19 protein-coding genes are annotated in these 18,457 nt (G+C 71.6%); 9 read left to right on the top strand and 10 right to left on the bottom strand.

Annotation, left to right across the window (positions count from 1 at the left end):
* Window positions 1-20: 20 nt before the first annotated feature.
* The gene (locus tag ABCR83_RS21745) at window positions 21-554 is read left to right on the top strand and encodes an SRPBCC family protein (protein ID WP_462696783.1); all 534 of its coding nucleotides are present in this window, start codon (window positions 21-23) and stop codon (window positions 552-554) included.
* Here ABCR83_RS21745 and cds1 read toward each other — a convergent pair.
* On the bottom strand, window positions 517-1,599 hold the full coding sequence (gene cds1 / locus ABCR83_RS21740; RefSeq protein ID WP_462696809.1) for an L-cysteine desulfhydrase Cds1: 1,083 nt from the start codon (window positions 1,597-1,599) through the stop codon (window positions 517-519). The two genes, ABCR83_RS21745 and cds1, sit on opposite strands and share 38 nt — an antisense overlap.
* Window positions 1,600-1,821: 222 nt before the next feature.
* Between cds1 and ABCR83_RS21735 the strand changes: the two genes are divergently transcribed.
* Window positions 1,822-2,151 carry a hypothetical protein gene (locus tag ABCR83_RS21735; protein ID WP_462696782.1) on the top strand — a complete coding sequence of 110 codons (330 nt, stop codon included), beginning with the start codon at window positions 1,822-1,824 and terminating at the stop codon, window positions 2,149-2,151.
* Window positions 2,152-2,284: 133 nt separating this feature from the next.
* The gene (locus ABCR83_RS21730; protein ID WP_462696781.1) at window positions 2,285-2,812 is read left to right on the top strand and encodes an ATP-binding protein; all 528 of its coding nucleotides are present in this window, start codon (window positions 2,285-2,287) and stop codon (window positions 2,810-2,812) included.
* A gap of 44 nt (window positions 2,813-2,856) precedes the next feature.
* On the opposite strand, the gene ABCR83_RS21725 is transcribed toward ABCR83_RS21730, so the two are convergent.
* On the bottom strand, window positions 2,857-4,080 hold the full coding sequence (locus ABCR83_RS21725) for an ROK family protein (protein ID WP_462696780.1): 1,224 nt from the start codon (window positions 4,078-4,080) through the stop codon (window positions 2,857-2,859).
* A 17-nt stretch (window positions 4,081-4,097) separates the two neighbouring features.
* On the opposite strand from ABCR83_RS21725, the gene ABCR83_RS21720 reads away from it, so the two are divergent.
* Both ABCR83_RS21720 and ABCR83_RS21715 read left to right on the top strand, forming a co-directional pair.
* Window positions 4,098-5,309: an MFS transporter gene (locus ABCR83_RS21720; RefSeq protein WP_462696779.1), complete on the top strand. Its 1,212-nt coding sequence runs from the start codon at window positions 4,098-4,100 to the stop codon at window positions 5,307-5,309.
* A gap of 17 nt (window positions 5,310-5,326) precedes the next feature.
* Window positions 5,327-6,217, top strand: coding sequence for a DUF2797 domain-containing protein (locus tag ABCR83_RS21715; protein ID WP_462696778.1), 891 nt, complete (start codon window positions 5,327-5,329; stop codon window positions 6,215-6,217).
* Window positions 6,218-6,269: 52 nt separating this feature from the next.
* Here the strand turns inward: ABCR83_RS21715 and ABCR83_RS21710 are convergent, their stop codons facing one another.
* A complete protein-coding gene (locus tag ABCR83_RS21710; protein ID WP_462696777.1) occupies window positions 6,270-6,995 on the bottom strand; it encodes a TetR/AcrR family transcriptional regulator in 726 nt (241 codons plus the stop codon).
* Between the two features lie 126 nt (window positions 6,996-7,121).
* Between ABCR83_RS21710 and ABCR83_RS21705 the strand changes: the two genes are divergently transcribed.
* Window positions 7,122-7,565 carry a nitroreductase/quinone reductase family protein gene (locus ABCR83_RS21705; RefSeq protein WP_462696776.1) on the top strand — a complete coding sequence of 148 codons (444 nt, stop codon included), beginning with the start codon at window positions 7,122-7,124 and terminating at the stop codon, window positions 7,563-7,565.
* A 193-nt stretch (window positions 7,566-7,758) separates the two neighbouring features.
* Here the strand turns inward: ABCR83_RS21705 and ABCR83_RS21700 are convergent, their stop codons facing one another.
* Window positions 7,759-8,988, bottom strand: coding sequence for a geranylgeranyl reductase family protein (locus ABCR83_RS21700; protein WP_462696775.1), 1,230 nt, complete (start codon window positions 8,986-8,988; stop codon window positions 7,759-7,761).
* Window positions 8,989-9,165: 177 nt separating this feature from the next.
* On the opposite strand from ABCR83_RS21700, the gene ABCR83_RS21695 reads away from it, so the two are divergent.
* Window positions 9,166-10,554 carry a M20/M25/M40 family metallo-hydrolase gene (locus tag ABCR83_RS21695; protein ID WP_462696774.1) on the top strand — a complete coding sequence of 463 codons (1,389 nt, stop codon included), beginning with the start codon at window positions 9,166-9,168 and terminating at the stop codon, window positions 10,552-10,554.
* 14 nt (window positions 10,555-10,568) lie between these two features.
* On the opposite strand, the gene ABCR83_RS21690 is transcribed toward ABCR83_RS21695, so the two are convergent.
* Together ABCR83_RS21690 and ABCR83_RS21685 are read right to left on the bottom strand one after the other, a co-directional pair.
* Window positions 10,569-11,606 (bottom strand): NUDIX hydrolase, encoded by a 1,038-nt coding sequence (locus tag ABCR83_RS21690; protein WP_462696773.1) that lies wholly within the window; start codon window positions 11,604-11,606, stop codon window positions 10,569-10,571.
* Between the two features lie 133 nt (window positions 11,607-11,739).
* Window positions 11,740-12,705, bottom strand: a complete 966-nt coding sequence (locus tag ABCR83_RS21685) for an ROK family protein (protein ID WP_462696772.1) — start codon at window positions 12,703-12,705, stop codon at window positions 11,740-11,742.
* A gap of 448 nt (window positions 12,706-13,153) precedes the next feature.
* On the opposite strand from ABCR83_RS21685, the gene ABCR83_RS21680 reads away from it, so the two are divergent.
* Window positions 13,154-13,876 (top strand): dienelactone hydrolase family protein, encoded by a 723-nt coding sequence (locus ABCR83_RS21680; RefSeq protein ID WP_462696771.1) that lies wholly within the window; start codon window positions 13,154-13,156, stop codon window positions 13,874-13,876.
* A 281-nt stretch (window positions 13,877-14,157) separates the two neighbouring features.
* Here ABCR83_RS21680 and ABCR83_RS21675 read toward each other — a convergent pair whose 3' ends face one another.
* The 4 genes from ABCR83_RS21675 to ABCR83_RS21660 all read right to left on the bottom strand — a co-directional run bounded on the left by ABCR83_RS21675 (window position 14,158) and on the right by ABCR83_RS21660 (window position 17,871).
* Entirely contained in the window at window positions 14,158-14,586 is a 429-nt protein-coding gene (locus ABCR83_RS21675; protein ID WP_462696770.1) for a VOC family protein, read from the bottom strand.
* 288 nt (window positions 14,587-14,874) lie between these two features.
* Window positions 14,875-15,873, bottom strand: coding sequence for a type I glyceraldehyde-3-phosphate dehydrogenase (gene gap, locus ABCR83_RS21670; protein ID WP_462696769.1), 999 nt, complete (start codon window positions 15,871-15,873; stop codon window positions 14,875-14,877).
* 107 nt (window positions 15,874-15,980) lie between these two features.
* Window positions 15,981-16,937, bottom strand: coding sequence for a GlxA family transcriptional regulator (locus ABCR83_RS21665; RefSeq protein WP_462696768.1), 957 nt, complete (start codon window positions 16,935-16,937; stop codon window positions 15,981-15,983).
* 79 nt (window positions 16,938-17,016) lie between these two features.
* Complete coding sequence (locus tag ABCR83_RS21660; protein WP_462696767.1) at window positions 17,017-17,871, bottom strand: helix-turn-helix domain-containing protein; 855 nt, start codon at window positions 17,869-17,871, stop codon at window positions 17,017-17,019.
* 75 nt (window positions 17,872-17,946) lie between these two features.
* Here ABCR83_RS21660 and ABCR83_RS21655 point away from each other — a divergent pair, with 75 nt between their 5' ends.
* Window positions 17,947-18,384 (top strand): nuclear transport factor 2 family protein, encoded by a 438-nt coding sequence (locus tag ABCR83_RS21655; protein WP_462696766.1) that lies wholly within the window; start codon window positions 17,947-17,949, stop codon window positions 18,382-18,384.
* Window positions 18,385-18,457: the final 73 nt, after the last annotated feature.

Here is an 18,457-nt window from a genome sequence, read left to right as displayed (position 1 = left end):
GACCCCCTGGGGGTTCTTCGATGGCGCGTGCACTCCGCCCTGTGGGCATTGATTTCGCCGAAACCGCTCAATTACGGCTGACCTTCGCGACCCATACGGCCGCCGCACCGGAGCCGGTCTACCGTGCGCTGGCGGAGGAGGTGGCGGCGTGGCCGCGCTGGTTCCGCGCGGTGACGCTGGCCCGGCCGGTGGAGACGTCCGGGCGCAGGGGCCGGGTGATCGGGCTGATGGGCGGGACCCGCTTCATTGAAACGATCATGGCGGCGGAATCCGCGCGGCGGTACGCCTACCGGGTGGACGCGACCAACGCGCTCGGCGTCCGGGCCATGCTGGAGGACTGGCGGCTGTTCCCCGCCGGGAGCGGCACGGTCGTCCGCTGGACGGTCGCGGTCGACGCCCCGCCGCCGGTGCGCTGGGTGCTGCGGCTGGCCCGGCCCGCCCTCCGGCACGCCTTTCGCGATGCGGTGCACGCCCTCGACCGGCGCCTGGCGGCCGCTCCGCCGAGCGGGTCCCGGATCACCCGGACCACCGGCCGGCCGTCAGGAAGGTCTTGATGATCCGGGCATAAGGCTCGATGCGCAGGCCCTGCTCGGCGAGCCAGGCGTCGGAGTAGTACTTGTCGAGGTAGCGCTCGCCCGGATCGCAGATGAGGGTGACGATGCTGCCCGTACGCCCCTCGGTGGCCATCTCGGCGACGATCCTGAGCGCGCTCCACAACCCGGTGCCGGTGGAGCCGCCCGCCCTGCGGCCGATGGCCTGCTCCAGGGCCCGTACGGCCGCGACGCTCGCGGCGTCCGGCACCTTCATCATCCGGTCGATCGCGCCCGGCAGGAAGCTGGGCTCCATCCTCGGCCGACCGATGCCCTCGATGCGCGAGCCTCGGTCGCTTCGCGCACCCGGATCGTGGTCCCGCCAGCCGGCGAAGAAGCAGGAGTTCTCCGGGTCGGCGACACAGACCCGGGTGTCGTACTGCATATAGCGGATGTACCGCGCGATGGTGGCCGAGGTGCCGCCGGTGCCCGCGGTGGCGACGATCCAGGCCGGCTCCGGATGGCGTTCCAGGCGGAGTTGGCTGTAGATGGATTCGGCGATGTTGTTGTTGCCCCGCCAGTCGGTGGCTCGTTCGGCGTAGGTGAACTGGTCCATGTAGTGGCCGCCGGTCCGCTGGGCGAGGGTGGCCGCCTCCTCGTACACCCGGTGGGGATCGTCCACCAGGTGGCACCGTGCGCCGTGGAACTGGATGAGCCGGCACTTCTCCGGACTCGTGGTGCGCGGCATGACGGCGATGAAGGGCACGCCGATCAGGTTGGCGAAGTAGGCCTCGGAGACGGCGGTGGAACCGCTGGACGCCTCGATCACGGGGGCTTCGGGGCGGATCCAGCCGTTGCACAGCCCATAGAGGAAGAGCGACCGGGCGAGGCGGTGTTTGAGGCTGCCCGTCGGGTGGGTGGATTCGTCCTTGAGGTAGAGGTCGACGCCCCATTCCTCGGGCAGCGGGAAGCGCAGCAGGTGGGTGTCGGCGGAACGGTTGGCGTCGGCCTGCACCTTGCGGACCGCCTCCTTGAGCCAGGCCCGGTGGGCCGGGTCGCTGCGGTCCACATCGACGGTGGGCGAGACGTCTCCGCCCGGGGCCGGTGTCGCCGTGCCGCTCGTCTCGGAGTGCTCTGTCTCGTTCACGCCGCTCCTCGCGATGTCCGTTGGGGCCCATGGGGATCTCTTGGACATTTCGATCGTACGATCATAAACGGCCCCTGGTGCGCGGGCCGCCCCGCGGGCACACTGCGCACGGGACAGACCTTTCGGCCGGAGAGGCGGTGCGCCGTGGCGGAACCGGAGTTCACTGCGACAGGGGTGCGGATCGAGCGTTTTCTTCGCTCCCTCACCCGGGCCGGCCAGGTGAAGATCCATGACGGCCGGCTGGAACTGCTGACCAGCTACGGGCGGGAGATCGACAGCGCGCCGGTGGATTCGGTTCACGCACGCAAACCCTGGTTCACCGCCGGCGACCGGGCCCGGGCGACCGTGAACGGCATCCGCTACACGCTGACCCTGGGCCCCCGCGACCGGGCCGACGGAGGTGTGGAGGCCACCGCGGTCAACCGCTTCCTGGCCGCCGTGCGTTCCGCACGCGACGGCGGCATCGAAAGCTGAGGGTGCACAGGTCGCGAAGGCGACAGCGAGGTCCGGCCTTGACGGGTACCGGTCTCATCCCGGACCGGAACGGACGCGTCCCGCAGCGCAGATCTGCATCAGGCTAGCCCTACTTCTTCAGGGAGTCGCAGCCGTGATCAGCCGAGTGAACAAGCACTGCACCGTTGAACTCCAGGCCCTCCCGCAACGGATCGGCCAGGTCCGCAGAATCGTATCTGCGCAATTGCGCTACTGGCATCTCGATCCCCTCATCGACCCCGCGGAGCTCGGTGTCACCGAGCTGCTGACCAACGTTCACCAGCACACGGGACCGGACAAGCGCTGCACGGTGGAGATCGCCCTGGTGCTCGACCGGCTCACGGTCTCGGTACGGGACCACGACCCCCGGCTGCCCCGCCTCGGCACCCCGGGCGAGGCCGGCACGCATGGGCGCGGTCTCGCTCTGGTCGCCGCGGTCAGCGCGAGCTGGGGCGTGCGGGAGCAGCACGACGGCGGCAAGGTCGTCTGGTTCACCCTGCCGGTATCCCCCGCCGGGCCGGTGGCGGCGCCCCCGCGGGCATCGGCCGCCGAGACCGCTGCCGCCTTCGCGGGGGCCCCGGACGGACTCCGGCCGGTCGCGCTGGGCGGACACGCCGCCACCCGGACCGCCATGCCGGGCTGACCCGACAGGCATCGCACGGTCTCGCGCCGCCTCGGCCCGCCGCCTCAGCCGAGAGCCGCCAGCGGGTCGTCGAGGACCGGCTGCCAGGCCGCCTCGGCGGCGCCGACCAGGCTGTTGTGGTCGAGCGTGCTCGGCAGGATCGGCACACTGCCGCTGCGGCTCAGCAGACTGCGGTCGGCGACGACGGCACGCAGCCGCTCCGGGTCGGCGTTGAGCAGTTCGCGGTGCAGCCCGCCCAGCACGATGCGGTCGGGATTGAGGATGTTGACCAGACCCGCGAGACCCAATCCGAGCCGGTCGACGATCAGTTCGGCAGCGGCCCGGACGGAGGGGTCCGCATACTCCGAGCGGAGCAGATCGCAGGACTGCTGCAACAGTGAGACGGCCGGCCCCGGTTGACGGCCCGCGGCGGTGAGGAAGGCCAGCGGGTCGGTCTCCACGTCGAGACAGCCACGGCCGCCGCAGTGGCAGGGCAGCCCGGCCGGGTTGACGGTGAGATGGCCGACCTCCAGGGCCAGGCCCGAACTGCCGGTGTGCAGACGGCCGTCCAGGACCAGCGCGCCTCCGACGCCACGGTGGCCGGTGGCCACGCACAGCAGGTGCCGGGCGCCGCGGCCGGCGCCATGCCGGTGCTCGGCCAGGGCGGCAAGGTTGACGTCGTTGCCCGCGCGACCGGCCATGGCTCCGTTCCCCGGGCCGACGACACCGGCCTTGGCCAGGGCCTCGGTGAACAGCGCACGGACGGGGGCCCCGACGGGCCAGGAGAGGTGGAGCGGACGGAGCGCCGTGCCATCCGGCTCGGCCACCGCCGACGGCACCGCGAGCCCGGCGCCCAGGCAGCGGCGCCCGGTGTCCCGCAGCAGGCCCGCACCGGCCTCGACGACGGCGCCGATGATCCGGGAGGGGTCGGCGGGCACCGTCATACAGCCGGGCGCGGTGGCGACCAGCCGGCCGCCGAGCCCCACCAGGGCGGCGCGGAACCCGTCCGCATGGATCTGCGCGGCGAGGACGACGGGACCGTCCGGCGCGATGGACAGCCGGTGCGAAGGACGCCCTTGGGAACCGGCCGCGGCCCCCGGCCGGGCATCGATCCGAATCAGCCCGAGCGCCTCCAGCTCGGCGGCGACGGCTCCGGCGGTCGCGCGGGTCACGCCGAGTTCGGTGGTGAGCACGGCGCGAGTGGGGGCGCGCCCGGTGTGTACGAGCTCCAAGGCCGGGCCGAGAGCGGCACGGCCGCGCTCCAAACGTGTTGTCCGAGTCTGGGTCACGCCTCTATTCTGACTTTGTGCCGACGTTAAACAAAATACGGGCGGCCATGTCGGGCGGACAACGACCGGCTGCCGCCGATCCCGCCCTGCGCCGCCTCCGTACCGCCCTGACCGTATTCTTCGCCCTCGACGGTTTTCTCTTCGCCGGCTGGGTGGTCCGCATCCCGGCCATCAAACACCACATCGGGGCCTCCACCGGTGCTCTTGGACTCGCCCTGCTCGGGGTCTCGGCGGGTGCGGTCGCGACCATGATGCTCACGGGACGGCTGTGCCGGCGCTTCGGCAGTCACCCGGTGACGGTCGTCGCGGCGGTCTGCATGTCCCTCGGAATCGCCCTGCCGCCGCTGACGCATTCGGCACTCGCCCTCGGCCTTGTGCTGCTCCTGTTCGGCGCCGCCTACGGGGGCGTCAATGTCGCCATGAACAGCGCGGCCGTCGACCTCGTCGCCGCACTGCGCCGACCGGTGATGCCCGGCTTCCACGCGGCCTTCAGCCTCGGCGGCATGCTCGGCGCAGGACTCGGCGGACTGGTCGCCGGGCACCTGTCCGCCACCCGTCACCTGCTGCTCCTGACCGTGGCCGGACTTGTCGCCGCCACGGCGGCGGGCCGTACCCTGCTCGCCCACCCCGCCCCCCGAGCCATGCCCACGGCCGCGGCCGCCGTACCCCCGGCACGGAACAGGCGCGGCCTGGTCGTCGTCTTCGGTCTCATCGCCCTGTGCACCGCCTACGGGGAGGGGGCGCTCGCGGACTGGGGCGCGCTCCATCTCGAACAGGACCTCGGCACCGGGGCGGGCGTCGCGGCCGTCGGCTACTCGGTCTTCGCGCTCGCCATGACCGCCGGGCGGCTCAGCGGCACCGTGCTCCTCGAACGGCTGGGCCAGACCCGGGCCCTGGTCGCGGGCGGCGCGACCGCCGCGGCGGGCATGCTGCTCGGGGCGCTGGCCCCGACGCTGTGGGCGGTGCTCATCGGCTTCGCGGTCACCGGCATCGGCCTGGCCAACATCTTCCCGGTGGCAGTCGGACGGGCGGGTGAACTGGCCGGGCCGAGTGGGGTCGCGGCCGTCTCCACCTTCGGCTACGGCGGGATGCTGCTCCCGCCGCCGGTGATCGGTCTGCTCGCCGACCGCTCCTCGCTGTCCGTCGCACTGACCACGGTCGCGGCGCTCGCAGCCGTGGCGGCGGTCATCGCCTGGTGCACCCGCGGCGCGGTGGCACGGCACACCTGACGGGCCGGAGGGGAAACATGGAGCGGCACAACTGGCAGTGCACCGGGGTGCGTTGGTCCCGCTCGGGACCGGCGCTGGCATGGCTTCGCCCGGGCGGCGGCGGGGAGCGGCACTCCCCGCTGCCGCCCGGCCGGGCACTGGCCTTCGCCACGGGGGACCGGCGGCACTGCGTCGGGGTGCGCAGAGGCGGCACGTACACCCCTTGCCCGACCGGTGCCGAGGTGTCGGTGCGGGCGGTGTCGGCGCAGTGTGCCGAGTGCGCACGGCTCGACCGGTCGCGTTCCGTGGCCGCGGACACGGCCGCCGACGACCCTCGCCCGTATGACGTCTACCTCGCCTGGTTCGGACCCGGTCTGGTCAAGGTCGGCATCACCGCCGCCGAGCGGGAGGGCGCCCGGCTGCTCGAACAGGCCGCCCTGTCCTACGCGTTGCTCGGGCGTGGCCCGCTCATGGCGGCACGCCGGGCGGAAGCGGTGCTGGGCACCGCACTCGCCGTCCCGGACCGGATTCCCTACGCGGCCAAGCGCAGCTGCCGCCATCCGCCACCGCCCCGGCACCTGCGCACGTCCGCACTGGCCCGGCTGCACGAGCGGGCTCGGCTGCTCCCTGAGCTGCCGGAGTCCCTGACCGTACGGGCCTTTGCACCCGTGCACCACGACGAGACCTTCCACCTCGACCGGCTCCGCCCTGGCGGTGCCATGGTCGAGCTCGCCGCGCGACGCACGGTGGCGGGGCGGGTGACGGCCGTGGTGGGGCCGGACGTTCACCTGGACACCGCGGACGGGAGGCCGCTGCTGATCGACGCGCGCCGGCTGGCCGGCTGGACGCTCACGGCGGCCGCGCCCGGGGTGGAGACGACCGCGATGGTGCGCACTGTGGAGGCGGCCGAACCGGGGACGCTCTTCTGACGACGAGCCGAGAGCAGCGCATCACGCCGGACCACCGCCTCGATACCCGGCGTCAGCCGGCCGTGGTGGAGGCGGACTCGGCGGCGGTGATTCCTATCTGGTGGGCGAGACCGCGCACCGAGTGGGCGAAGAACGCCTCGCGGGCCTCGATGACATTGTGGAACTGGCCGAAGATCTCAAAGCCGATCAGGCCGAAGAGCTGGGCCCAGGAGGCGACGAGCGCGGCCGCGGCCGGGGCGGGGAGACCGAGGGCCTGCTCGGCGATGAGCCGCTCGAGGTCCGTGCACACTGCGGCGGGCAGTGAGTCCGCGGGCGGCGTGTGCAACTGCCCTGCGGCATGGGCGTCGCGGGCGACGGCCACGAGGGTCAGCGCGACCCGGCCCGCGGGTTCGATGGTCGTCTGTGGGGCCTGGTAGCCGGGAACGGGAGATCCGTAGATCAGGGCGTACTCGTGCGGGTGCGCGAGCGCCCAGGCCCTGACGGCCCGGCAGACGGCCGCCCAGCGGGCCGGGGGATCGAGCGGATCGGCGGCGGCCAGGGCGGCCTCGGCCTCGGCTCCCACCGCGTCGTAGGCATCCACGATGAGGGCCGTAAGGAGCTCGTCACGGCTGGGAAAGTAGCGGTAGAGCGCGGACGAGACCATGCCGAGCTCTCGGGCGACGGCACGCAGCGAGAGCTTGGCCGCGCCCTCTCGCGCGAGCTGGCGGCGGGCTTCGTCCTTGATGGCGACGGTGATCTCGTCACGGGCCCGCTCCCGGACCCCTCGGATGACACTCATGGACCCAGTCTGCCAGCTGCCGGAGCGGTGCACAATATCGAGAGCACTGCTCTTGCGCTGACCCGATCGAGCGTGCACACTGATTCCAGACGAGAGCACCGCTCTCTCAATGGTGAGGGGTTTGTGATGGCGCTTTATTTCAAGCCCGGGCGGCTCGACCGGTTCGCCAGTGGCATGGTCGGCCGACTGGCGCGGCACGGTCTGAGCATCGCAGGCGCGGCCGAGCTGTCCGTGCGGGGCCGCAGCAGCGGGGAGTGGCGGCAAGTGCCGGTCAATCCGCTGGATTTCGAGGGCGGTCGCTTTCTCGTCTCCGCGCGCGGTGAGGGGCAGTGGGTGCGCAATATGCGGGCGGCCGGCGGCGGCCGGCTCCGGGTGGGGCGGAGGGTCCTGGCCTTTGCCGCGGCCGAGTTGCCCGATGCGGAGAAGCCCGCGGTGCTGCGCGCCTACCTGGGGCGCTGGGGATGGCAAGTGAGCCGGTACTTCGGCGGGGTCACCACGGCATCGACCGATGAGGAGCTGCTGCGGATCGCCGGGCGACACCCGGTCTTCCGGATAACGGAGTCGGTTTAAGCGAAGCGGGCTTGGCGAAATCCGGTGCGGCTCCGCCGCGTGGGCACAACCAGCCACGACGCACCCGCAGATGACGTAGCGGACTTCCAGCGGAGCGCTTGGCCTTCGGTGGCGCCGGACGGCGTCCGGGCAGGCGGCCGGCCGACCCGGTCCGCGCACGGGGCGGACCGGGTGGATACGACGGGCGTCGTGGTCAGGCCCAGTCCATCGAAGTGAGGGCGCGTCGGGCCACGGGGTGGGTGCGCACGATCTCGGCAAGCGTGGTCGTACCTCTGGTGATCTTCGCGAAGGCCCGCCAGGCCGGGCCGAATCCGGTGACCGCGGCGTGGAACAGTCCGGGGCGGCGTTCGAAGATCGCGAGCATCCGGCGCCCGACGCCCATCTCCACGCCGAGCCCGGCCTTGATGGCGAAGGCGTAGTTGAGGGCTTGGCGCCGGGCGTCGACCGCGTCCTGCGCCTCGGAGATCCGCACGGCCCACTCCCCCGCCAGCCGCCCCGAGCGCAGGGCGAAGGAGATGCCCTCGCGGGTCCATGGCTCCAGCAGTCCGGCCGCGTCACCGCACACGATCACCCGGCCACGGGAGAGCGGGGAGTCGGCGGCGCGACAGCGGGTCAAATGGCCGGAGGAGATGCTCGGTTCAAAGCCGGCCAGTCCCAGGCGGGCGATGAAGTCCTCCAGATAGCGCTTGGTTCCCGCGCCCTCGCCACGCGCGGAGATCACTCCGACGGTCAGGGTGTCGCCCTTGGGAAAGACCCAGCCATAACTGCCGGGAATCGGGCCCCAGTCGATGTGGGCCCGGCCGGCCCAGTCCTCGGCAACCGTGGCGGGCACCGGGATCTCGGCCTCCAGGCCGAGATCCACCTGGTCGAGCTTCACCCCCACATGAGCGCCTATCCGCCCCGCGCTGCCGTCGGCGCCAACGACCGCACGGGCGAGGAGAGTCCGGCCGTCACCGAGCACAACGGCCACCGTGCGGCGGTCGGGCACCGCCGGGCCGTGCTGCTCGACTCGGGAGACGGTCACCCCGGTGCGCACCTCGGCACCCGCGGCGGTGGCCGCCTCGACCAGGGCGGCGTCGAACTCCGGCCGGTTGATGAGCCCGAAGAGCATCTGCTTGGAGCGGCGGGTGCGCGACAACTTCCCGTTGAGAGAGAAGGTGACAGCATGCACACGGTCCCGCAGCGGCAGTTCGAAGCCGGGCGGCAGTGCGTCACGCGACGGGCCGATGATCCCGCCGCCACACGTCTTGTAGCGCGGGAGTTCGGCCTTTTCCAAAAGCAGCACCCGGCGCCCGGCGGCGGCCGCGGCGTGAGCGGCCGAGGCTCCGGCGGGGCCCGCGCCCACCACGATGACGTCCCACACCGGTTCGCTGTCCCCGGGGGCGCCCCGGTCTGCTTCCCGGGCTGCGTTGTCGCTGCTCACCTGTGCTTCCACTCCCGCTCGATCACCGGCTACGCCTGTCGCCCGCATCTTAAGGCCCGGCCACCGGCCCTCCCGCCGCGGGAAGCCGTGGCTGAGAAGCGCAGGGGACCATGGCAGGATCAATGACGCAATCGCCCGTACGTACGGATTCAACGCCGCGCCAGCAAGGAGCGTTCCATGGAATCGTCTTCGACCCCGCAGCCGGACCCCGCCGCGCTCGCGACAACGGTCGCCGCCCTGCAGTCCCGTGCCAGGACCGAGCTGGCCGAGCTGGTCGCCTTCAAGTCGGTGGCGGACGAGGCCCAGTTCCCCCGGAGCGAATGCGAGGCGGCGGCGAGCTGGGTGGCCGGGGCCCTGCGTGCCGAGGGATTCCAGGAGGTGGCCATTCTGGACACCCCTGACGGCACCCAGTCCGTCTATGGTCATCTGCCCGGCCCGGCGGGCGCTCCCACGGTGCTGCTCTACGCGCACTACGACGTGCAGCCGCCGCTGGACGAAGCCGCCTGGATCTCGCCACCCTTCGAACTCACCGAGCGCGACGGGCGGTGGTACGGACGTGGAGCCGCCGACTGCAAAGGCGGGTTCATCATGCACCTGACCGCCCTGCGGGCACTCAAGGCACATGGCGGAGTGCCGGTCGGCATCAAGGTGATCGTCGAAGGCTCCGAGGAGCAGGGCACCGGCGGCCTCCAGCGGTACGCGGAGGCGCATCCCGAGCTGCTGGCGGCCGATGCCATCGTCGTCGGTGACGCAGGCAACTTCCGGCTCGGGCTGCCGACCGTGACCGCGACGCTGCGCGGCATGACGCTCATGCAGGTCCAGGTGGACACGCTGGAGGGCAATCTGCACTCCGGGTCGTTCGGCGGTGCCGCGCCCGATGCCCTGGCCGCGTTGATCCGCACGCTCGACTCACTGCGCGCGGCGGACGGCTCGACCACCGTCAACGGCCTGCCGGCGGACGGCAGCTGGGAAGGGCTGCAGTACCCGGAAGAAGACTTCCGCACCGACGCGAAGGTCCTCGACGGTGTCGGCCTGATCGGCTCCGGCACGGTGGCCGACCGGCTCTGGGCCCGTCCGGCCGTCACCGTGCTCGGCATCGACTGCCCCCCGGTCGTCGGTGCCACCCCGTCCGTGCACGCGAGCGCGCGGGCGCTGGTGAGCCTGCGGGTGCCGCCGGGCACGGATGCCGCCGAAGCCACTCGGCTGCTGAGCGCGCACCTGGAGGCGGCGGCACCCTGGGGCGCCCGGGTGGCCGTCAAGCAGACCGGCCAGGGACAGCCGTTCCGCGCCGACACCGACAGCCCGGCATACGCATCCATGGCCACGGCCATGCGAGCCGCATATCCGGGCGAGGAGATGCAGATCACCGGGGTCGGCGGGTCGATTCCGCTGTGCAACACCCTGGCCACCCTCTACCCCAAGGCGGAGATCCTGCTGATCGGCCTGAGCGAGCCGGAAGCCCGGATCCACGCGGTGAACGAGAGCGTCTCTCCCCAGGAGCTGGAGCGGCTCTCCCTCGCCGAGGCCCTGTTCCTGCTCGACTACGCGGGCACTGACAAGGGCTGACCGCGCCAGGGCCGTCAGCCGACGGGAACGCCCGCTTCGAGGTTGAGCGGGCTTCCCCGCTCCCGGGCACGCAGCGCCCAGCGCAGCCTGCTCAGCCGCACGGGCGGCAGCAGGGTAGCCGCCTCCTCCTCGGTGACGAACCGCCAGCCGCGCAGTTCCGCACCGGGCAGCAACAGGCGGCGGGCGTCGGCCCGGGTCAGCAGCCCGCCGTCGAAGAGCAGGCGCAGCCCGCCGAAGCCGGGCGGCCTGGGCGGCTCCCAGTCGACCACCAACAGGCGTGGCACCTTGGTGAGTTCGATGCCGATCTCCTCGGCGACCTCGCGCATCCCGGCACGGGCGGGCGCCTCCCCCGGTTCGACGACCCCGCCGGGGAATTCCCAGCCGGGCTTGTAGGTGGGGTCGACGAGCAGCACCCGGTCGTCCTCGTCGAAGAGCAGCACTCCGGCGGCGAGCGTCTCGGCCCGGGGCTCGGGAGTCTGGACGATCTGGCAGGCTCCGGCGGCTCCATTGCGCACGGCCTCCGCGACCTGTTCGGCGACCTGGCGGGGCGTGAGCCGGCTGGTGTCGATGACAAAGGCGTCCTCCCGCAGCCAGGGCAGCGCCGCTTGGTAGGGGGCTATGTGGTCCCGCGCCCATCGACGGACGGATTCGCTGCGCCCGGGGTTGTCAGCGTCCTCCACCCGGCCCGCTATCCGCTCGCGCAGTATCGTTTCGTCAGATGTCAGCAGGACATGTCGCACCTTGATCCGGCGAGCGGCGAGCGCCCCGAAGATCTCGTCCCGGTACTCCTGCCGCAGCAGGGTCATCGGCACGATGAGCACTCCGCCCAGCTCGGCGAGCAGCGCCGCCGCCGTGTCCGCGACCAGCCGCCGCCAGATCGGCAGGTCCTGGAAGTCGGTGACCTGGCCCAGTTTCTCGCGCGGCAGCAAGTGGCGCAGCGCCCCGCCGATGATCTCGGGGTCATAGAGATGGCTGTCCGGAATGAGCCCGGTCAGTTCCCTTGCCGTGCTGGTCTTTCCGCCACTGAACGCGCCGTTCAGCCAGACGATCACGGTTCCCCCTTCTCCGTCGGCCCCCATGACGTGCCCGGAACACCTTGCCACGGAAGTGCGTACGAGCGGCATGGTGCACCGACCTCGCCCCACCGCGGCCGTCCGGCCGGCTGTCGCCCCAGGCCGGGAGGCGTCACCGTCCCGGCGCCACCGCCCACAGCCCCGACTCCTGTGCCACCGCTGCCGCCGCCCCCACCAGCCCGGCGTCCGGGCCGAGCCGGGCCGGACGGACCTCGATGCCCGAGGTGTAGGTGAGCGTCGCATAGTCCCGCAGGCTGTCCCGCAGCGGACCGAACAGCACCTCCCCGGCACCCGCGACGCCCCCGCCGATCACCACGACCTCAAGCTCTACCAGCGCCGCCGTCGCGGCGATGCCCGCCGCCAGCGCCTGTGCGGCACGGGCGAAGGAAGCGAGCGCGGCCCGGTCGCCGGCGCGGGCCGCCGCCGCGACGGCGGCGGCGCTCAGGTCACCGTCCGGACCCGGGCTCCAGCCCGACTCCCGTGCCCGGCGGGCGATATTGGGACCGCTGGCGATGCCCTCGAGACAACCCCTGGCTCCGCAGGGGCAGATGGCCCCATCCAGATCGACGCAGATATGCCCGATATGCCCCGCGTTGCCGGTGGGTCCGGTGTGCAGTCGGCCGTCGAGCACCAGACCGCCGCCGACCCCGGTGGAGACCACCATGCACAGCGCGTTCGCATGCCCCCGCGCCGCACCCTGCCAGTGTTCGGCGGCGGCCATCGCGACCACATCGCCGACGAGCACCACCGGCAGCCCGCCGACCACCCGGGCCACTTCCGCGACCAGCGGATATCCGCGCCACCCGGGGACGTTGATCGGACTGACGGTCCCATGGGAGGCGTCCACCGGCCCCGCGCTGCCGATGCCCACGGCCCGCACCCGCGACCAGTCGGCGGACCGGACGAGCTCATCGAGCACGGCAGTCACCGCGCCCATCACCGTGGTGCCGTCACCCCCCGCGGGCGTCGGCCGCTGCGCACGCACCAGCAACCGCCCCCGAGCGTCCACCAGTGCACCGGCGATCTTGGTTCCGCCGATGTCGAGAGCGGCGATCAGGGCATCGAAATCGGTCGGCATGCGCGGTGGTCTCTCCTGCTCCATCGAGATCGGCGGGCAGCCGCACGGGGCGGCAGGGGTCGCTCGGACCGTCGGTATTCCGCCAGTCTCTCCAGAGTTGACAACGTTGTCCAGGCGCTGTGCCCGCCCTCCCACCAGGCGGCCGGGTGTGCCGGATCGCTGCGGTACGGCACACCCGTTGCAAAGGACCGCTCATGGGACCGCGGAGCCGGACCGGTCGGCTGCGCGACGGCGAGCGGCTCCATGGCATCCGGCCACGGGGCCTCCGCAAAAACCCGTTGGCGGACCACGGCGACCACTGCTACTTTTCCGGAGGCCGTGCGAGAGGACGAGGAGGTGGTACCCGTGAACGCAGTATCGACATGGGTGCTCCCCTCCGGGGTCACGGTCGGACGTTAGACAGGTCGTCCGGGAGCGCCGTTCCAGAGCACTCCTGAAAGGCACGACCATGCACTTCACTTCCGAACAGCGCCTCGACGACGGCGTCCTCGAGCGCGAATTCACCCTCGGCGAGATCCCCGGCACCCTGTGGACGCCTGAATCCGCCGCACCGGCCCCGCTGATCCTGATGGCCCACAACAACGGCCTGCCCCAGCGGGAACCCCGGCTGGTGGCCCGGGCCCGGCACACCGCGGCGCACGGCTACGCGGTAGCCACCATCGACGCCGCCGGGTGCGGCGACCGGCCCCGTTCCGCCGCCGACAAGCAGGCCCGCGCCGAGCTCCGCCGGGCGATGCAGGCCGGCGAGCCGGTCGACGAGATCTTCGAGTCCCTCGTCGGCCCACTGGTCGAAAAGGCAGCCCCGGAATGGCGAACCACCCTGGACGCCCTCCTTTCGCTGCCCGAGATCGGCGGCCCGGTCGGGTACTCGGGGTGGACCGCCCTCGGCATCCGCCTTGCGGCGGTCGAACCGCGCATCGCGGCCGCCGGCTTCTTCGCCGGAGGTTACGTGCCCCATGCCCAGCGCAAGGAGGCCCGACAGGTCACCATTCCGCTGCTGCTCCTGCTGCAGTGGGACGACGAAGGGAACCCCCGGCAGCGGGCCCTGGACCTGTTCGACGCCTTCGGCAGCAAGAAGAAGACGCTGCACGCCAATCCGGGCGGACACCTCGGCACCCCGTGGTTCGAGGCCGAGGACACAAACCGGTTCTACGCCCGGCACCTGAAGTGAGACCGGGCCGCCAGGCCGGCAGTAGACGATAGGCGAGGTCGGCCGGGACGCCACTCGTCGAGGACAGGCCCCGGCCCTCCTCGATGGTGGCGCCCGGCCACCAGCGCCTCCATCAACTGGGCCCACGCCGTGAGGCACTCGGCCCGTACCTTGCGGATCGCCGGGCAGGCAACCGACTCGACCACCAGCGCCGGGCCGGAAACCAAGCCCGAAGTACACGTCTCCGAAGTCCTGGCGACCTGCGCGCCCAGCAACATGGTCCTCGCATCTGGGGACAATGCTCAGTCGATACAGAACTCGTTGCCCTCGATGTCCAGCATCGGGATGCACGCATCATTGCCGTCATACAGCGTTTGCACGTGTACCGCACCGAGAGGAACCAGCCGCGCGCATTCGGCCTCAAGCGCGGCGAGACGCTCCTTACCCACGAGACCGGTGCCGACCCGCACATCAAGATGCACCCGGTTCTTGACGGCCTTCCCCTCGGGAACGCGCTGGAAGTACAGTCTCGGGCCCACACCTGAGGGATCTATACAGGCGAACCATGAATCCCGCTGCTCAGGTGGCTGCGCACGCTTGAAATCGTCCCAGGCGGCAAACCCCTCCGGCGGAGGCGGTACGACGTACCCCAACACTTCGCACCAGAAACGAGCGAGACGCTCAGGTTCTGCGCAGTCAAAGGTGACTTGGAACTGCTTGATCGCTGACATCGGCGCACCGTAGCAGCAGGCGGACATTGCCGCACGTCCCCCCGGGTGGACCTGCCCGCCCCCCAACGCGCCCAGGCCGCCTTACAGTCGAGCCCCAGCGCAGGCGGCTCCTCAACCATCAACGCGCCCCCAGCCCTTGGTTGACCCGGGCATGGACGAGGAACGCGCGCAGCCATTGCGTCAGCGCGTCGTCGACGGATTCCGCGGATGACAGCGTCTCGGCCGTCAAAGGAAGTGCTGGTCGGCGGAAGTACCCCGCCGGAGGCGGGGTACCACCGCGGCGTCCGGTCAGCGGGTGGCGAGGAACTCGAGCGTGTCGATCACCCGGTTCGAGAAGCCCCACTCGTTGTCGTACCACGCGACCACCTTGACGTGCCGGCCGTCGACGCGGGTGAGGGCCGAGTCGAAGATCGACGAGGCGGGATTGCCCGTGATGTCGGACGACACGAGCGGGTCGTCCGAGTACTCGAGGATGCCGGCGAGCGGCCCCTCCGCCGCGGCGCGGTACGCCGCCAGCACCTCGTCACGCGTCACGTCGCGGGCGACGGTCGTGTTGAGCTCGACGATCGAGCCCACCGGCACCGGTACGCGGATCGAGTCGCCCGACAGCTTGCCGTCGAGGTTCGGCAGCACCAGGCCGATCGCCTTGGCGGCGCCGGTCGTGGTCGGCACGATGTTGACGCCGGCGGCCCGGGCGCGACGGGCGTCGCGGTGCGGACCGTCCTGCAAGTTCTGCTCCTGCGTGTAGGCGTGCACCGTCGTCATGAACCCGTGCTCGATACCGGCGAGTTCGTCGAGCACCTTGGCCAGCGGCGCGAGCGCGTTGGTGGTGCAGGAGGCGTTCGAGACGATCGTGTGCACGGCCGGGTCGTAGGCGTCGGTGTTGACCCCGAACGCGAGCGTGGCGTCGGCACCGTCCGACGGCGCGCTGACGAGCACCTTCTTCGCGCCCGCGGCGAGGTGGGCGCGGGCGGCCTTGGCCGAGGTGAAGCGGCCGGTGGCTTCCAGGACGAGGTCGACGCCGAGTTCGGCCCACGGCAGCTGCGCCGGTTCGCGCTCGGCCAGCACCGTGATCCGACGGCCGTCGACGACGAGGGCGTCCCCGTCGACGGTCACCGGGCGCCCGAGCCGGCCAGCCGTGCTGTCGTAGGCGAGCAGCCGGGCGAGAGTGGCGGGCTCCGTCAGGTCGTTGACGGCGACGATCTCAAGGGTGCTGTCGCGCTCCAGCAGTGCGCGCAGCACATTGCGTCCGATGCGGCCGAATCCGTTGATGGCGATGCGAGTCATGAGTGATGCCCCTTCCCTTCGCCACCAGGGTCGCCCGCGGCACGTGCCGCCGACAGTGGCGGGATCGCCATGGTTCAAAAGGATCCCGCCACGCGGTGCCGGGCGGGTTACTCGCCTCGGGTGAAGGTGCGCCGGTACTCGCTCGGTGTGGTGCCGAGGATGCGCTGGAAGTGCAGGCGCAGGTTCGCGCCGGTGCCGAGCCCGACGTCGGCGGCGATCTGTTCGACGCTGCGCTGCGAGCGCTCGAGCAGTTCGCGGGCCAGGTCGATGCGGGCGCGCATCACCCACTGCATCGGCGTGTAGCCGGTCTCCTCGACGAAGCGCCGGGAGAACGTGCGCGGCGAGACCTCGGCCTGCCGCGCCAGTATGTCGAGGGTGAGGGGCTCGCCGAGCCGGTGCAGCGCCCACTCGCGGGTGGTGGCGAACCGCTCGCCGAGTGGCTCGGGGACGCTGCGCGGCAGGTACTGGGCCTGGCCGCCGCTGCGGTAGGGGGCGGCAACCAGACGCCGGGCCGCGTGGTTGGACGCGGCCACTCCGAGGTCGCCGCGCAGGATGTGCAGGCACAGGTCGATGCCGGAGGCGGCGCCGGCCGAGGTGAGCACGCTGCCCTCGTCGACGAACAGCACGTTCTCGTCGACCTGGACGAGCGGGTGCCTGGCCACGAGTGCCCGCGTGTAGTGCCAGTGCGTCGTGGCGCGCCTGCCGTCGAGCAGGCCCGTGGCGGCGAGCGCGAAGGCGCCCGTCGAGATGGCGGCGAGCCGCGCGCCCCGGTCGTGGGCGGCGATCAGTGCGTCGACGACGGCCTGCGGCGGGTCGTCGCGGTCCGGGAATCGGTAGCCGGGGACGAAGACGATGTCGGCCCACTCCAGCGCGTCGAGGCCGTGGGCGACGTAGTACGCGAGGCCATCGCCACCGGCCACGAGACCGGGTGTCGCCCCGCACACCCGCACCTCGTACGGCATGCTCGCGCGGGTCGTGAAAACCTGCGCGGGAATTCCGACATCGAGCGGCTTCGCACCCTCGAGCACAAGGACGGCGACGCGATGCAGGCGGGAGGCTGGCACAGGAAGAGGTTACGTGGGGCGTGATTGACCAGCAGGTATGCCCGCGCCGGGCCTGGCGTGAGGGCGTGGTGGCGGGGTGTCAGCCCGTCTCCGCCGATGCCGTGCCCGCCCACGCGATGTCGTCCACCGCCAGCCCCGGGTCACCGGCCAATGTCCCCGGAGTCATTCCGGTGAACGCCACGATCTCCCGGTGGAGATGGGACTGGTCGACGTAACCGCACTCCGCCGCGACCCGGGCCGCGCTGTCACCCGCGGTCAAGCGATGGGCGGCATGGCGGAAGCGGACCAGCGTCGCAGCGCGCTTGGGAGGCAGGCCGATCTGCGATTGGAACCGGGACCACAGGCGCCTGCGGCTCCAGCCGACCTCGGCCGCCAGATCCTCGACCCTGACCCAGCCGCGGCTGACGACGATCCGGTCCCAGGCCCGGATCACTTCCGGGTCCACCGGTGGTCCCGTCCCACGGCGACGGGAGAGCAAGGCATCCGTCAACACGAAACGGTCCTCCCACGACGGTGCATCGCCCAGTTGCTCCCGGAGCCGTGCCGCGTCCCGGCCCCACAGGTCGTCGAGGGCGACCACGGTACGGTCCAGCTCCGCCGGGCGGACACCCAGCACAGTGTGCGCGACCACCGGGGACAGGTGCACCTCTACGCACATGACGTTCTCGCCCCGCATGCGGACCGCACCAGGCACGAGCCCGGCGACGAGACTTCCGCGCTGTTGCCAACCGGTGGCGTCGCCCACGGCGAGCGAGCCGTCGCCGAACTCGACAACCAGAGTGACGGCCGGGTGCGGGATCACCGGCAGGTCGACAGGGCCCGCACTCCGGTCCCGGAATCCGGCCAGGCTGACGCCGGCCGTCCGGCTGGGCCTCAGCGGCCTCGCGACATCCCACCCGGCCCCGGCCCCACGCTCGTACTCGGTGGACGGCATGGCCCCATGCTAAGAGGAGAGCGCCTTGAACATTTGTCCAAGACGTCGGCGCGCAGCCACGGTGACAGTGGACTCATGAGCCACAACATCATCCAGGACGCCTTCCAGGCATTCGCCGGCAACAACCCTGACCAGATCTCTGCGGTCCTCACCGAGGACGCCGAATGGCTGTCACCCCCTGGAAACGCCACTGCCGTCGCGCTCAAGTCGACCAACCACATGGTGGGCAGGAAAGCAATCGTGCGCTTCTTCGCCGAGGACTTCCCCCGCCTGTTCGCGCGTGACGTCACCATGGCCTTCCACGGGTCCCACACCGACGGCGAGCGGGTGACCGTGGAGGCGACCATGACAGCGACGCTCGCCAACGGCAACCCCTACACCAACGACTACTGCTTCCTCTTTGAGCTCCGGGACGGGCTGATCCACCGCGTCCGTGAGTACGTGGACACAGCCCGCGGGCACCGCATGATCTTTGGCGAAGTTCCGGAGCAGACATCCCCGACTCGGCCGTGACCCACTGGAACCGATGCAACGGGCCTTTCCCCGGGTGGAGTTCCACACCTCCACCCTCACCCTCATGAAGACA

The sequence above is a fragment of the Streptomyces xingningensis genome (genome assembly GCF_054957865.1).
The sequence above is the reverse complement of the archived record's forward strand: the minus strand, read 5'-3'. Positions and strand labels throughout refer to the sequence as shown.